Annotated in this window: 16 protein-coding genes; 1 reads left to right on the top strand and 15 read right to left on the bottom strand. The window is 67.1% G+C overall.

Going from position 1 to position 13,822, the window contains the following annotated elements; translation table 11 throughout:
* Nucleotides 1–144: 144 nt before the first annotated feature.
* On the top strand, nt 145–1,533 hold the full coding sequence (locus tag HR086_RS36965; RefSeq protein ID WP_174467986.1) for a hypothetical protein: 1,389 nt from the start codon (nt 145–147) through the stop codon (nt 1,531–1,533).
* Here the strand turns inward: HR086_RS36965 and HR086_RS36970 are convergent.
* The 15 genes from HR086_RS36970 to HR086_RS37040 all read right to left on the bottom strand — a co-directional run bounded on the left by HR086_RS36970 (nt 1,502) and on the right by HR086_RS37040 (nt 12,661).
* The gene (locus tag HR086_RS36970; RefSeq protein ID WP_174467987.1) at nt 1,502–1,963 is read right to left on the bottom strand and encodes a phage tail protein; all 462 of its coding nucleotides are present in this window, start codon (nt 1,961–1,963) and stop codon (nt 1,502–1,504) included. The two genes, HR086_RS36965 and HR086_RS36970, sit on opposite strands and share 32 nt — an antisense overlap.
* 11 nt (nt 1,964–1,974) lie before the next feature.
* Nucleotides 1,975–4,191, bottom strand: a complete 2,217-nt coding sequence (locus HR086_RS36975; RefSeq protein WP_174467988.1) for a phage tail sheath subtilisin-like domain-containing protein — start codon at nt 4,189–4,191, stop codon at nt 1,975–1,977.
* A gap of 346 nt (nt 4,192–4,537) precedes the next feature.
* Complete coding sequence (locus HR086_RS36980; protein ID WP_174467989.1) at nt 4,538–5,440, bottom strand: IPT/TIG domain-containing protein; 903 nt, start codon at nt 5,438–5,440, stop codon at nt 4,538–4,540.
* Complete coding sequence (locus tag HR086_RS36985; RefSeq protein ID WP_174467990.1) at nt 5,440–6,036, bottom strand: phage virion morphogenesis protein; 597 nt, start codon at nt 6,034–6,036, stop codon at nt 5,440–5,442. The genes HR086_RS36980 and HR086_RS36985 overlap by 1 nt, the downstream gene beginning before the upstream one ends.
* Before the next feature lie 6 nt (nt 6,037–6,042).
* Entirely contained in the window at nt 6,043–6,687 is a 645-nt protein-coding gene (locus tag HR086_RS36990; protein ID WP_174467991.1) for a hypothetical protein, read from the bottom strand.
* The gene (locus HR086_RS36995) at nt 6,684–6,977 is read right to left on the bottom strand and encodes a hypothetical protein (RefSeq protein WP_120582222.1); all 294 of its coding nucleotides are present in this window, start codon (nt 6,975–6,977) and stop codon (nt 6,684–6,686) included. The genes HR086_RS36990 and HR086_RS36995 overlap by 4 nt, the downstream gene beginning before the upstream one ends.
* Entirely contained in the window at nt 6,974–7,498 is a 525-nt protein-coding gene (locus HR086_RS37000) for a hypothetical protein (protein ID WP_174467992.1), read from the bottom strand. Before HR086_RS37000 ends, HR086_RS36995 begins: the two co-directional genes overlap by 4 nt.
* On the bottom strand, nt 7,498–8,136 hold the full coding sequence (locus HR086_RS37005; RefSeq protein WP_174467993.1) for a hypothetical protein: 639 nt from the start codon (nt 8,134–8,136) through the stop codon (nt 7,498–7,500). The genes HR086_RS37000 and HR086_RS37005 overlap by 1 nt, the downstream gene beginning before the upstream one ends.
* A 1-nt stretch (nt 8,137) precedes the next feature.
* Nucleotides 8,138–8,515, bottom strand: coding sequence for a hypothetical protein (locus HR086_RS37010; protein WP_174467994.1), 378 nt, complete (start codon nt 8,513–8,515; stop codon nt 8,138–8,140).
* Between the two features lie 8 nt (nt 8,516–8,523).
* Nucleotides 8,524–8,751, bottom strand: a complete 228-nt coding sequence (locus HR086_RS37015) for a hypothetical protein (protein ID WP_013375286.1) — start codon at nt 8,749–8,751, stop codon at nt 8,524–8,526.
* 101 nt (nt 8,752–8,852) lie between these two features.
* The gene (locus HR086_RS37020; RefSeq protein WP_174467995.1) at nt 8,853–9,464 is read right to left on the bottom strand and encodes a phage major capsid protein; all 612 of its coding nucleotides are present in this window, start codon (nt 9,462–9,464) and stop codon (nt 8,853–8,855) included.
* A 45-nt stretch (nt 9,465–9,509) separates the two neighbouring features.
* Entirely contained in the window at nt 9,510–10,202 is a 693-nt protein-coding gene (locus HR086_RS37025; RefSeq protein WP_174467996.1) for a hypothetical protein, read from the bottom strand.
* On the bottom strand, nt 10,199–11,551 hold the full coding sequence (locus HR086_RS37030; RefSeq protein ID WP_174467997.1) for an XkdF-like putative serine protease domain-containing protein: 1,353 nt from the start codon (nt 11,549–11,551) through the stop codon (nt 10,199–10,201). The genes HR086_RS37025 and HR086_RS37030 overlap by 4 nt, the downstream gene beginning before the upstream one ends.
* Nucleotides 11,544–11,729 (bottom strand): hypothetical protein, encoded by a 186-nt coding sequence (locus HR086_RS37035; RefSeq protein ID WP_174467998.1) that lies wholly within the window; start codon nt 11,727–11,729, stop codon nt 11,544–11,546. Before HR086_RS37035 ends, HR086_RS37030 begins: the two co-directional genes overlap by 8 nt.
* 269 nt (nt 11,730–11,998) lie before the next feature.
* Nucleotides 11,999–12,661: a hypothetical protein gene (locus HR086_RS37040; RefSeq protein WP_174467999.1), complete on the bottom strand. Its 663-nt coding sequence runs from the start codon at nt 12,659–12,661 to the stop codon at nt 11,999–12,001.
* Nucleotides 12,662–13,822: the final 1,161 nt, after the last annotated feature.

The following is a 13,822-nucleotide window of genomic DNA, read 5'->3' on the forward strand; positions in this document are numbered from 1 at the left end:
CGGCGGAGGCAGCAGCGGCGCCACACGCTGCCAGAAGGCGTCGGGAACGAGTTCGCGGACCATGCACTCAAGCTGGGGATGCCCTTCGTCGGTGGCCACCCCAGCCCTGACTTTTGTTAGGTCCTCTTAGGGGAGGCGGGATACATGGAGATGCGAGAAATAGATGTGCGGAAGGTGCTTGCCGACGTCCCCGAGTTGGTGAATTTGGAGGCATGGGGTCAAAGCGGCTGGATTGAAGGCGCCAAGGTCTCGGTGACGACCGACTGCCGATGGTCTGCCACGCATGATGGTCGGCTCGACTTCTCTTTGCTCGAGGAACTTCGAGCGGAGAGTCTTGCGCTGCGCACTCGGCGTGGGGCTTTGGTGCTGCATCAGCCTCAGGCGACTAGGAATACGAGTGGTCTGGGCGTTTCCGGTGTGGCTGTCTCCATGACATTATCTGTGGCGGAAAAAGAGGGTGTCGAACCCACGGTTTTTCGTGTTTACGTCAAAACAAGGGAGTTGGCGAAGCGGGTGTGCTTCCCATCTGGCATCGTAGATTCGCGCAGGGGATTTCGTGCGAGAGCACGGCTCTCACTGAGGATTTCTGGGATTTCGCTTGATGTTGTGGCGCTGGATGAGGGGAAGTGCCTTGTCCTGGAGACCCGCGATGTGGCCATGGGCGGGGATGAGTTTATTGCCCTCGTATTTCGTGTGCGCCAAGTGTTGTCTTATTTGATTGGAGAGTGGCTCTCTGGCGACAGCTGCGCCCTTCAGTTGGGGGCAGACGGAGAGCTGATTCGAGCGGACTGGTTCAAGGGGCAGGATAGAATTGGGAATATTTTTCACCCTATTCCATCAGACTGGCTTGGATGGGGGCAAGCGCGCCTCAAACTCGGCTTTGCTGACGACAGAGAACCCCTCGAGGAAGAGGTGTTGTCAAGGGTTGTGGAGCGGTTTCTTGTAGAACCGCCGCTTGAGACGCCCATTTCGTACTTGCTGTGGTTTTCTGGAGCGCCAATGGAAATGCGAGGTGCGCTCTTGTCGGTGGCCCTGGAGAGCTTGACCGATGTCCTCATGAGGAAGGGGCTTTGTGAATATCCAAAGCTCTTGCCTGTAGACGCTTGGGAAAAATTCTCCCGGGCGATGGAGGCACTGATTACGGAGTACGATGATGGGTGGTCGAAAGAGCAAAGAGATGTGATAGTTGCGAGGCTTCGGGGACTCAATAGTCCTACCAATGCGGCCAAGCTGACACTTCCGTTTCGTGCATTGGGTATTGAGTTGTCTAGGGAGGAACGATGGGCGATTGAGAGTCGAAACAAGCTGCTCCACCAGGGGAGGATTCTGAGGCCGGAGTATTTCCGAGAGAATCGTGAGGCGTGGAGGCAAGTGCATGAAGTGGAGATGCGGATTTACACGGCAGTGAATCAGCTTCTCTTGACTTACCTCGAGTTCGATGGGGCTCTGATCGATTGGGGAAGTAGTCCCATTGAGTCCTCTGACTTTGAGTATCGGCAGGTCACTCAGCGAGCTCGAAGAAATCATACGTGAGAGTAACCGACTCGATGACGTTCTCGTCTGACTCGTTGTCCCACTCACCGGCGATGAACTTCACGGGCCACGCGCGGGAGAGACTCCACCGGCGCAGCGTGGTGCCGTCCCTATCCTGCTGGACGACGTCCAGGTTGCGCTTGTAGCCGATGTCCGGCAGGCCCAGGCCGCTGGAGGTGTCCACGACAGAGAGGAACCAGTCGAAGAGCTCGTGGTCCTGCGTGGCGCCGCGCTCGAGGGTGACGTCGCTGAAGGTGAGGCGCCCCGGACTCTTGTTGGGGATGAGGCTGCCGCCCTCGAAGTACTGGACGTTGGCGACCTCGACGGACAGCTCGGAGCACTTTTGAAAGCCGGCGTGCCCGACGTCGTCAATCTCGACGAGGAACTTGAAACGCTTATGGAAGCTACGTGGCTGTCCAATGATGGCCATGGAGAGGCTCCTTACGCGCCCGCCGAAGCCAGCTCGGCTTCGAGAGCACGGGTGTCCTGGGAGATGCGCAGGACGACGTATTCAGCGGGCTTGTTGGTGGCGAGCCCCACGCGCACCACCAACTGCCCCGCGAAGACGACGGATGGAGGGTTGAGCGCGTTCGAAACGTCGACGAAGAAGGCCTTGGCAGGCTCCATGCTGCGGAAGGCCCCGTTGCGCATTTGCGTGAGGAGGAAGGCGGTGATGAAGCGCCGCACCTGGGCGCGCAGGCCCTCGGTGTTGTTGCGGTGCCGGGCAAACTGCAAGCCGGCCTGAAGACTCCTCTCGATGAAGGACACCCCGCGCCTCTCTGCGACGTAGGGGAAGTTGCCGCCAGCCTTCAGGGTGCGCGAGCCGTCGATGTAGCGCGGCAGGCCGGGCCCGGTGGTGAGCGGGTTGACGCGGTGGGGGTAGACGACGTCCCGCTTTTTCTCCTCCAACACCTCGGACGTCTCGAAGCCGAGGACGCCCAGCATGCGCCCTGCCTCAATGCCCGCGGGCGAGTCGTACACACCACCCGGGCGCGCGGCGTCGTTGCGCGCGAAGACGCCGGCGATGAGGCCGGAGGGCGGGACGACGAGCTGCTCGATGTTGCCGAAGACGCCGCGCGAGGGGTTGAGCACCTTGACGCGGGGCCAGTACAACGCGGCGTGCTCGGACAGGCCTTCCAGCGCGGCCTCCTCGGCGATGTAGGAGACGATGTCCGTGGCGGTGTAGCCCGCGGGCGAGTCGAGGATGGCGAAGACGAGGCCGTCGCGTGCCACCTCGCAGTAGCGCACCATGGCGTTGTGGACGGCAGGCGTGGCCCGCCCGGGCACCAGGAGGAGCGACAGCTCCTGCACGGAGTCCAGCGCGTAGAGGCCCGTTTTCACGACCTCCGAGCCGATGAAGTCGGAGTCCCTGAGTCCGACGAGTCCGTCGGCGCCACCCGAGAGGGCCACCGTCTGCACGTCCGGGACGGCGTCCGGCTCCACGAGGAAGACCTGGACGTAGCGCGAGCCGGTGCGCCCGTCGTTGAGGACGCGCCCGATGTAGCGCGCGTCGCCCTCGCTGGAGGAGAGGTTGGGGAAGGACTCGCGGTATGCGCCGTCCTCGAGGATGAGGATGTCGAAGGCGTCGGGCGTGCCGCTGGTGGAGGGGCGAACCTCCACCTCCAGGCGGTTGGCGTAGGCACCCGCGTCCTTGGCTTCCAGGCGCAGGACGTCCATGTCACCCGAGGCAGCGCCCTGGTGCAGCAGCGCGTCCAGGCCCAGGCCGAGGCCCGCGCCCCCTTGCACGCGCAGGGAGGCGGAGGGGCCGGTAATCGTGGTGCGTAGCTGCAGCGTCCCCAGGGAAGACGCCTCCACACGCACTCCCGCCACCGCAGCTTCGACGAGAGACTGCACCTCGTGCAGTTCGACGGCGCGCAGACTCTGGACGTTGCCCGTGCCCACCTGGGGCCCGAGCGGGAAGCCGAAGACTGCGTTGGCCACCTCGTCCCCCACCTCCAGGCGGCTGGCGGCCCCGAAGGTGTCGCTGGAGATTCGCAACGCCCCGGCCTCGACAGTGGCGCTTCCCCCGACGAGGACTGCGTTGAGGACGGCGGCGACCTCCTCCGGCGTGGCCTGGGACATGTCGGCGAAGTCGCCGTCGCTGAAGGAGACGAAGACGTCCCGCGCGCCGTCGACGCGCACTCGAAGCGCCTGGCCGGAGGTGAGGGCATAGGGGCCCGGACGGCTCGCCAGGACGGAGGCCGCAGTCCCAAGAAAGGCGACGTCCACCGCCGCGCTGCCGTTGACGGCCACTTCCATGCGCTGCCCGTCCGCCAGGGAGAAGGGAGGACGGAGGGTTCCCCATGCGACAGCGGGCGTGGGCCCGCCGCCTGTGGTGAGGGCGGCCGTGGCACGCGTGGCCGTGTGCGACTCGGGGTTGGTTGCGTCCTCGTAGTGGACGGTGCGCACCGCCCACAGGTGGCTGCCGCCATTTTCGAAGAAGCCCATGGCGGCGAGGGCGAGGTCGGAGTCGGGGGTGAAGCCGCCGAAGGTGGCCTGGTAATCCTCCATGGAGGTGCAGAGCACGGGCTTGCCGATGGGGCCACGCTCCGCCAGGCCTACGGCCCCCGCCACGGACGTGGGCGCGGAGGGGATGCCGCGGACGCGAGGCTCCTCCTCCACCACGACAACCTTGGACGACAGCAACTCGGGACTCACGGCGCACCTCGCTTCTTTCGAGACACACGCACAGCACTCTCCGGCGTGGAGTGGGATGGGGCTGTCATCGCGGGGGCCGACACAGGGGCTCGGGAGTCCTGAGCCACCTGGCGTTTCACCGCGACATCACCTCGGCGGATGGCCGCAGCCACGGACGCTACATGAAGGACGGCCTCCGGCAGGTCTGCCAGCGAGACGCCTGCCGCGAGGGTAAGAGAGGCGGGCAGGCGGCGGCCTCCACGGCCTGGTTGCAGGCTGCAGGCGCACTCGCCGCGTGCGACGCAGTACGACTCATGGGGCAGGAGGAATGTGACGAGCCTGCCCAGGGCGTTGGTGAGGGTGACACTCATGAGGTGCCTCCAGAGAGAGAGTCCGTTTCGAGGTGCGTCCCGGCGACGGCCTTGCCGATGTCGAGGGGCAGGCCCTCGTCCACGTCGAAGCCGCGCACGAGGAGTCCCCAGGTGAAAGCGCGCACGTCGTCGCGGCTGCCGAGCTGCGTGTGCACCTCGCCGTCCGCGTCCATCTCCCAGCGGACGGTGCCGCGCGAGGCGTCCTCCGCGTCTCGGGCCATGGAGAGCCAGTGGTTGCGGTTGAGGAAGGTGGCCACGGCGGCCATGAGGTTGAAGAGCTCGGCGGTGCGCTCGGAGGCCACCGTGAGGGTGAAGGCCAAATCCACCGTGTACGCGGGGCGCCTGCGCACCAACTCCGAGCCGGAGGGGCCCTGCACGACGTCCTCGTGCAATACGTTGGAGGCGTAGCGACGACTCTCGCGCAGCGTGGGGCCTGACAGCACCACCGAGGGCAGCGAAGCCATGGCGACGACGTTGAGGTTGCCTGCCACCGTGTCGTCGTAGTCGACGGAGACGCTGGCGCTGACGTTGGCCACCACTTGCCGTTTCAACTCCTGCAGCAAGGTGCGCACGAGGCGGGTGAGGTCCGCTTCCTTCGCAACGCGAGGACGCAGGTAGTGGTACCCGCCTGAGAGGACGGTGGCCCCTCCTGGAATGGGGCGTCCGTCCGCGGAGAGGTTGAGCAGCTCCACGTCGACGGTGCCCACCTCGTGGGCCGGAGTCCGCACGTCTGCGATATGGGTGCCCGCCTCTTCACGGACGGAGAGCACCTCTGCGCGCAGTTCGCCCAGGCGCACGGCCACCCGCGCGGCGAAGCCCACCCCAGCGAGGCGGAGGATGTCGCCGCCGCTGGTGGGCCCCGAGGAGGGCGTCACGGAGGTGAGGGCGGGGAGGGCCATTACCCGGGCCCTCGGAGGCCCAGCTCCTTCGCGATGCGCGCGAGAAAGCGGCGACTGGCACCCTGGCGAAACCGTGCGAAGGCCGGACGGAGGAAGGGCCGCGCTGGAGTCTGCGTCACAATGACGCCGCGCCCGCTTCCGCCGGTACGTGCCTGGCCGGCCTGGCGCAGCAGCGCGAAGAGGTAGCGCCGCATCTTCGGCGTCATGGGGATGACGACGGGGGGGCCGCCGTACTCCTGCAGTTGCGCCACGTCGACGAGGGACTCCCCGTCCGGACTCTTCGCAGTGCGCGACACGCCGATGAAGGCCTCGTCGCCCTCCACGACGACGCTGATTGAGTTGCGCAGCGCGCCGGAGACGAGGAGGGCCTTCGACCCGCTGAAGCCCGCGAGCTGGCGCGCCGCGAGCGTGAGTGGCGAGGGCGGGCGGAGTGGCTCGCCACCTGGCTCCTGCTGGGTGAGGCCCTGCACCACCTCCTTGCGCAGGGCGTGCGCCTCCTGGCGCAGGGCCGTCTGCAACGCACCCTCAAGGCGCGACGCGCCCGCCTCTAGCAGTTGGCGGGCCCGTGCCCAGTCTCCGGTGCGCGAGACGGCCATGGATGCCTACGCCTTTCCCTTGCGCAGATGCGGGACGTGCGAGGTGAGCCATTCGAGGGCCACGTGCGTGGCCTCACTCACCACCGCGCCATGACGGACGGACACCGACGTGAGGGCCAGCGTATGCGCGGCGACTTCCACGTCCTCCGGCCGGCAGCCGTAGTGCTTGAGGCCCTCGGCGATGGGCCGCACGGCGGGCAGGGTGCCGTGGCGCCAGTAGTGCAGCTCCAGGTTGCAGGTGTAGGCCTCGGCCTCGTAGCGGGCGCGCGCCGCGGGGCTGGTGAGGTAGGCCAACTCGTAGCTGGGGCCCTCCTCGTCGTGCTGGACGACGTGCTGGTGCTCGTGGACGCACACCACCACCTGGGCCCACAAGTCCCAGCCGGACTTCGGCATGCCCACCTCGAAAGGCAAATACAGGGTGCGGCCCACGGTGGTGGCATAGCGCTCGAGGAAGCGCTCCCTGTCGAGAATGCCCATGCGCTGCAGCGCCTCGGCTGCCAACTGCATTTCAAGGGAGTCCGACTTGCGCGCCGTCTTGGTGCGCAGGCGTGACTGCATGTGCTGGTAGAGGGCCCACACCTCGGCGGGTTGAATCTCGCCGCGCTGGAAGAGGGTGCCCACGCCGGGGAGGGCCTGGAGGTAGCCCTTCACAGGACACCGCCTTCCTCGACGCCCGCGTCGACGGTGCCGGCGTCCACGGTGGTGGGCAGGCACGTGTGGCCGGTGACGCCCTCCTCGTTGACGTAGGCGCAGGTGAAGGCGGCGTTGCTGTGCTCGCTGACCGCGTCGCAGTCGGCGAGCACCTGCCAGTTGCCGTCGCCGTTGCAGATTTCGGCGACGTTGCCGGCGCAGCGCGTGGACACCGGCGCGCACCCGTCCGGCGCGCGGCAGCGGGTGAGGAGGGCGGTGGCGAGAAGTGGGGCGAGTAGCAGTGCTTTCACGTGAGTCCTCGTGCTTGGGGCCTGTCGTTGAAGGTGACGAGAAGGAGGTTTCGGCGAGGCCTCCGGCGGTGGAGGCCGAAGCCCGTGGGGCGTGCCTCGGTGACGTACAGCCCGGGAGGCGTCCTCACGGCCTGCACGAGGGTGCCCGCGACGTCGTAGAGGGCTCCCAGCCTGTCGCTGGGGCGGATGAGGGCGTCGCCCGTGGCCGCATCGACGAGGCCGAGGCGCTCCAAGTCGCGGAAGTGAAAGACGAGCTCGAAGCTCGTCCGGGGGCTGTTGCCGGAAGGAGTCATGCGCAATGACTCAAAGGCATCCGGCTCCACCTGGCAGGGGACACGCACAGGCGGAAATTCGCGACGGAAGGCTTCGGCCAGGCCGTCGTCATCCGCGTCCACCAGCACCGGCTCGCGGAAGTCCGCGTCGTACCCGCTGGCATGGGGGCCCGGGCTGGGGCCCGCCATTCCGAAGGTGTCCAGGCGGTACAGCTCCGCCAAGAAGGGGTAGATGAGTCGGCCTCGCACTACGCGGCCCCGGGCAGTGAGGGCTTCACGTAGGGCGAGAGCAAGAGGTCCACTTCCGGCTCGCCGGTGAGAGGCCGCACCACGGGGCGGACAGTGTCGAGGCGGTAGCTCTGCTCGCGCGTCCTCTCCTCCACCACGCGCCAGCGCGTGCGCTCCTCCAGGGAGGCTTCGTCCGCCAGCGGCGAGAGGCTGCGCAGGACGAGGAGCATGCAGGCGCGGCGGATGGCGGGCGGCGTGCGCCCCTCCGGCGTCCCGTCCGCCTCGGTGTAGCCCCACCGTGCGCCCACGGTGATGTTGCCCTCGCCGCGCGGGAAGACACGGCCATGGCGGAAGGTGAGGCGTGGCCCGTCGAAGCCCGGGCCTACCGGGGCACCCACCACCACCAGGTGCTCCCGCGAAAAGGACACGTCCTCCCCGTGGAGCGCCAAGCGATAGAGGCGGATGGGCGGCACCGGCAGCCAAAGGGAGGGAGTGCCGCGCCCGTCGAAGTGCAACGTCGCCGAGCGCGGCTCGAAGTGCCACCCCGTCACCTTGTCGATGGTGCGGGTGGCCTCTTCCAGGAGGACGGCCAAGCGGGTGTCGCCCGCCATGGCCGGTGTGACGCCCTCGGCGCGCATGTCGGCCACCGTGGCGTACACGTCAGTCCTTCTCCCGCTTGGCGCGGCGCGTGTCCTTCTCCTCGCTGGCCTTCGGGAGGTCCTCCGTCGTCAGCGTGCCGGCGGGCCGCGCCGCACTCAGCTTCAGCTCGTCGCTGGCGCTGCGCTTCACGCGGGCCTCGTCGGCCTCGGTGACATCGAGGGACTTCGCCTCGGCCTCCGTGCACACGTCGAAGGCGAGCGGCGAGTAGGTGTCACCGGGCAACTGGTGCACGGTGCGCAGGTAGTCCGCCACCGGCTTCTCCACCCGGTACCAGCCGCGCTCCTCCTGGAACTTGATGCCGGCATACGTGTAGCGCCGCAGCACGTGGCCGCGGCGCGCGTCGTAGGCCTTGAGTCGGACGAGATAGGAGTTGTCCATGGTGAGCCTCACAACTGCACGTTGATGGCCTTGGCCGTGCCGGACTCCTCGGCGAATTTCGCGTCGAAGCGCAGCGTGGCCACCACCTTCAGCGTGCCCTCGGAGATGTCGCGCGCCGACTCGATGCGAATCTGCCGCCAGATGCCGACGTGGATGTTCTTGGGATTGGTCAGCAACACCGCCGTGCGGTCATTCGTCGCACCGAGGTTCTCCGGCCAGAGGGGGATGGGCCGCACCGGGACGCCCGAGTAGAGGACCGGCGCATCGCCCTCGAGGAACTTGTCGCCGACCGCCGTGGCCCGCTCCGCGAGCGAGTTCCGGTAGTCCAGGTCCGCGTCTACGCTGGTAAGAGGAACCCCATGCTGCTCTTGTCACGGAGGTGCTCCGAGGGCAGCGACTTGAGCAGGTCGCCGAGGACGTCCTTGCTGATGGGCGCGCCGGCCGCGTCGACGACGTTGCTGGTGACCTGCTTCAGCACGCCATCCATCGTGGCGAGGAAAGGGTCCGCCGAGGCCGTGTCCCCGTTGACGAGGATTTCCTCCATGTCCCTGGAGATGGCGTCCGCGAGCATCTCCATGAGCGTCTGTCGCAGCTCGCCGCGCTCGATGCTGTCTTCGAGCACTTCGTCGGAGAGGCGCACCTCGCCCTTGAAGAGCTTCGCGTCCAGCTCCACCTGGGAGAGGTCCGGCTTCACGCGCTGGGCGGCGGGGACGGCGGTGGCCTCCTGGCCCGGGCGGAGGATGCGGCTGCCGAACTTCAGCTTGGAGAACTGCTGCTTGGGGGCCGCCATCGGGACGACGGTGCACTGCTGCAGCAGGACGGACTGCTTGATGAGCAGGCGCAAGAACTTCTGCGCCTGGGCGGGCTGGAGGATGCCGCCGCCGGCCGTGAGGTCGGCGAGGGCCAGGTCCGCCTTGGCCAAGAGGGTGCTGTTGTCGATACGACTCATGGGGATTCCTTCGGCGTTGAGGCTTCCTGGTGGCGGGTGGGGACGTCAGACGTCGTGGAAGGAGAGGGCCTTGTCGACGCTCTCCCGGTTGAGGGGCTTGTTCATGTCGAGGGGCCAGCCGACGTCCTCGACGGCGGGCTTGGGCGGGCGCTCCGCGGGGGCGCTGCTGTTGGGCAGGCCGAATTGCTTCTCCACGCGCCCCAGTCGCTGGTGCTGCTCCTTCACGGAGCCCTCCAGCGCGCGGACGGCGTCGGTGAGCTTCGTCAGTCCTTCCATGACGCCGGAGGCGTCGGGGCTCGGCGCGGGCGGAGTCGGCTGAGGGGCCGGCGCGGGGTTGGCGGCCTTGGCGCGCGCCTCGACGTCCTCCTCGTCCTCGGAGTCGTCTTCGTCCTCTTCCAGGGCGTCGGCGAGCGCGCGCAGGTGCTGGGCCACCTCCACCACGCGCACGCCGTCGACGCCGTCCGTGGAGGTCAACGCCTCGACGAGTGCTGTCACCGCTTCGAGGGCCTGTTGGGCAGTGGCGAGGACTGCGTCCTCGGCCTTGGAGGTGTCCGAAGCGGTGCTACTGGCGCCCTCGGCCTGCGAGGTGTCCTGGGGAGCGTCGTGCATGGTGTCTCCGTCTCGCTTCACCAAGAGGAAGCGGTGCTTGTTGGCGGCCCTGTCCACGAGGGACACCTCCTCCACCACCATCTCGACGAGGCGGTGGACGGAGGCGGGGCCTTGGGTGGTGCTCGTCATGCGGCCTCCGGCTGGGAGTCAGCGGCAGGTGTGTCGGAAGGAGGCGTCTCGGTAGAGGGAGAGGCCTCGGGGAGCCGGCGCGCGGTGCCGCCAATGCTGAAGCCCGTCAGTTGCCCGTCCTTCACACGCCCCCAGAGCTCGTCGGAGAGGACGCGCACGGCGAAGAGCCACGTGCCCTTGCGCACCGGCACTTCGCCCAGGTTGAAGTCGACGGGCGCCAGGTAGCTCTCCAGCACTTTGACGTGCCCGTTGACGCGCATCTGGTGCATGAGCCCCAGGCCGCCGAACTCCTCCATGAAGCGGTGCGCGGCCTGACGAATCTCCGCGGCGGAGTAGATGTCGCCCTGCGAGTCCACCGTCTCCGGCTCCAGGACAACACCCAGGACGTACCGCTCGTCGTCGGGCTCGACGCCCTTGAGGAGGGACGTCGTGGTGGCGAAGGGGGCGGTGCCGGGAGGCTCCTCCGGCTGCCAGTCGTCCACGGCGAAGTCACTGCCGCCCTCCAGCGCCTTCGCGGCGGGCTGGTAGTTGGAGACTAGGAGCTGCGTCAGCACGGAGGAGCCGCCCACGCCGCGCATGGCCGCAATCGTGCGAGGCGTGCGAATCCTCTTCACGAGGAATCCGGAGCCCTTCAGCATCCCGGGCAACTTCCCCCGGATGCCATACGTCATGAGCCAGCGACCCTTGAGTGACTTGAGAACGCCGTAGAAGCGCTCCTCGTCGAAGTCACCCTCGCCGACGTCGACGTTGTAGCCAGGGTACGGAGGGTCGAGAAAGAGGACGGTGTCCTTCCCGTCGTACTTGCGGACCACCTTCTCGTAGTCGCCGCCGTAAACCTTCACGCGCTTGAGGCGCGGGACGAACTGCTCAATCCGCGCGAGCGTCTTCGCCTCGATGCCGGCACTGCTGGGACTGAAGCTGCGCCCGCGCAGCTTTCCGTAGCTGAAGTGCGTCAGGTAGAGGAAGCGGTGCAGGCGCGCCACGTCGCCCTGGGGCTTGGCGTCGAAGAGGCTCTTGAACGTCTTCTCGTCGCCCACCCACGGCAGCTTCTTGAGCTTGGCCAGGTTCGCCGGCGTCAGCTTCTGGAGGAGGCGATAGGCGTCCGCAATCTCCGTGTCCGCGTCGTTGATGGCCTCGACGTCCGAGGGCTCCTTGGCAAAGAGGACGGCGGCGCTGCCGGCGAAGGGCTCCACGTACGTCTTGTGCGCGGGCAACATGGCCACCAGGCGCTTCGCCAGGCGCTTTTTTCCCGCGGGGCTGCCCCAGATGGTCTTCTCCACCGGCTCACCCTGGAGGGACTCCAGGACGTGCCGGGCCCGGGCGAGGGCCTTGGCGAGCGCGTCACCCATCCTGGAGGCCCTCCGGGTCGAAGCCCCACGTCAGCTCCCCGGAGGTGGGGAGATTGAGGTCGCGGGGCCAGACGACGGGCGTCGCCTCGGCCTTGGCCGTGGAGGTCGACTCCTGCGGAGCCGCATCGCCCTTTGAGGGCGGAGGTGGAGTGGGTGTGGAGTCCTGGTGAGCCTGCATGACGTTTCGCCTCCAGGAGAGGCAAAGGCCTGCGGCTCGAATTCGGGGACATGGAATTCCGACGAGGACGACTGCCGGTAATTCGTAACGTGGGATTGGCTCACACCGGTGAGCGACTCGCCCTCCTCACGGCCGCACGGCAGGCAGAGCCCACCGAGTAGCAAGCCGGCCACGAGCGTCTGCCGACGAGCCTCCCTCATGTTGGATTCCTGGGAGGCGCGTGGCTCCGTGAGCCCACGGCGTTCCCCGAGACGGGGATGTGCGCTCGCTTAGGGGCTACGCGGGTACACCTGCCGTGGTTTCTCGGGGGAAAAGTCGAATTCGAGGCGGCCTACAATCTCATCCGCCTGACAGGGGCTTACGCTTGCCGCATTGTCGACGGTGGCCGTCAACTCGATCCACCCCTTGAGGTGGTCGGGCGTTTCGCTCTCCATCACGAACTTGCCTGCAACTCGCTGGGGCGGGAAGGGGAAGTTCCGGTCCGACTCGCAGCCCATCGTTGACCACGCTGAGATGATGAGCGGAGAGTGCCCCTCGTCTGGGGTGAACTCTCCCGGCCCCGACGATAGAAATCCATTCGGAGGGGCGCCAATTCCTGCGATGTCCAGGGACCAAGGCCCCACGGGGAGCGTCCCCGTTGTGTAGAAGAGAGACATGCAGGCGTGGACCACGTCTCCGCGGACATCGTCGTTGGGCTCGAAGTCTCCGCAAAAGTGGATCTGGTCCCAACCCCATCCCGGTGGAATACCGAAAGTGGTGAGTCCCACCTCATTGAGGGAAATCCACTCTTCGGCATAGCGCACGCGGATGGTGGGCCTCAGGCCGTCATCCTTCTCCCCGCAGCCGGTGAGCAGCAACGGGACGAGAGCGCAAAAGGCGAGTCGCTGGAGAGACGGTGTGAGACGAGACGGGTGATGGATGGCTGTAATCATGATGCCTGGATGCTCTTCCGTAGATTTGGGAGAAGGTATTCTGGGGCGCCCGGGGACCGCGCGACGGGCGGAGGAACAAGCCCCCACCCGATGGCTTATCGCGACAAGGGGTGCCTCGATGACACCGCCGAACTTCAGGGGAACGCGCTTCGGCGAAAGTCAGGAGAGGCAGGAGCACTCATGGTGATTGTGAAGTGCTCCCCTTTACTACCAATAGCTCCTACCAGCCATTGCGACTCGCTGCTCGGCGTGCCTCTTCCCTCCGTGCGTCATCGGCCTGCTGGCGACGTCGTTCATCCTCCCGCCGAGCGTCCTCGCGCTGCTGGCGACGCCTCTCCTCCTCACGCCGGTCGTCTTCACGCTGTTGGCGACGGCGCTCCTCTTGTCTCATTTCTTCGCGTCGCGAGTCCTCTCGCCGTGCGTCCTCTTTCTGCTCGAGGCGCGCCGCCTCCTGCTTCTTGGCGTCCTCCCCCCAATGGACGTCACGCCAGATGGCGGCCGCGCCTCGCAGCTTGGCTTGAGGAGGCGGTGGGAGGACGTCAGCACCTGCCTCGGACGGGGTTGGTGTGCGCGAGGAGGCTGCTCGGAGGGCGACGTTGTCGATGCAGACGCCGCCGACGCAGGTATTGCCGAGGAAGCACGGGACCTGCGGCCCGCAGGACTCTCCAACGTCGCGGTAGTGGGTGACGGGCTCCGCACACCGTCCCCTGGAGCAGGTGAGTCCGAGGCAGCACTCCGTGGTGCTCTCGCACAAGGCCATTGCTGAGCCACACGTGAGGGGGCCCGCGAGCGTGGGGTGGACACACGTTCCTTCGCGACACACGAGTCCGTCGCAGCAGGCACCGCCAGCACCGCATGGCGAGTCCATGGGGATGCATGAAGAGGACGGCGTGCAGACCCCGGTGGAAAAGGACGCGTCGGTATTGATGTCCTCACAGGTGAAGCCTGGGCAGCACGTGTAGGAGGTGGCACAGCGGCCACCGCCACGACTGCAGTGGAGAGTGGTGCCATATGCGGAGCGGCAGGTGCCCTGGGAGCAGACATTCGCCGATGAGCAGCAGTCCGCATTCGTATGACACGGCCCAGCGCTGTGGCTGCACTGGAGGGAGCTGGCGAAGGCGGGGGCAGAGACGCAAAGCAGGAAGAGAAGAAGGGCGGGGC

It is taken from the genome of Myxococcus sp. CA039A (genome assembly GCF_013336645.1).
Taxonomy (GTDB): domain Bacteria; phylum Myxococcota; class Myxococcia; order Myxococcales; family Myxococcaceae; genus Myxococcus; species Myxococcus llanfairpwllgwyngyllgogerychwyrndrobwllllantysiliogogogochensis.

Bases quoted from the DNA above. Each gene is read 5' to 3' on its own strand.
- HR086_RS37010 (WP_174467994.1), bottom strand. From the start codon at position 8,515: ATGGACAACTCCTATCTCGTCCGACTCAAGGCCTACGACGCGCGCCGC.
- HR086_RS37035 (WP_174467998.1), bottom strand. From the start codon at position 11,729: ATGCAGGCTCACCAGGACTCCACACCCACTCCACCTCCGCCCTCAAAG.
- HR086_RS37020 (WP_174467995.1), bottom strand. From the start codon at position 9,464: ATGAGTCGTATCGACAACAGCACCCTCTTGGCCAAGGCGGACCTGGCC.
- HR086_RS37040 (WP_174467999.1), bottom strand. From the start codon at position 12,661: ATGATTACAGCCATCCATCACCCGTCTCGTCTCACACCGTCTCTCCAG.
- HR086_RS37030 (WP_174467997.1), bottom strand. From the start codon at position 11,551: ATGGGTGACGCGCTCGCCAAGGCCCTCGCCCGGGCCCGGCACGTCCTG.
- HR086_RS36985 (WP_174467990.1), bottom strand. From the start codon at position 6,036: ATGGCCGTCTCGCGCACCGGAGACTGGGCACGGGCCCGCCAACTGCTA.
- HR086_RS36980 (WP_174467989.1), bottom strand. From the start codon at position 5,440: ATGGCCCTCCCCGCCCTCACCTCCGTGACGCCCTCCTCGGGGCCCACC.
- HR086_RS36970 (WP_174467987.1), bottom strand. From the start codon at position 1,963: ATGGCCATCATTGGACAGCCACGTAGCTTCCATAAGCGTTTCAAGTTC.
- HR086_RS37025 (WP_174467996.1), bottom strand. From the start codon at position 10,202: ATGACGAGCACCACCCAAGGCCCCGCCTCCGTCCACCGCCTCGTCGAG.
- HR086_RS36965 (WP_174467986.1), top strand. From the start codon at position 145: ATGGAGATGCGAGAAATAGATGTGCGGAAGGTGCTTGCCGACGTCCCC.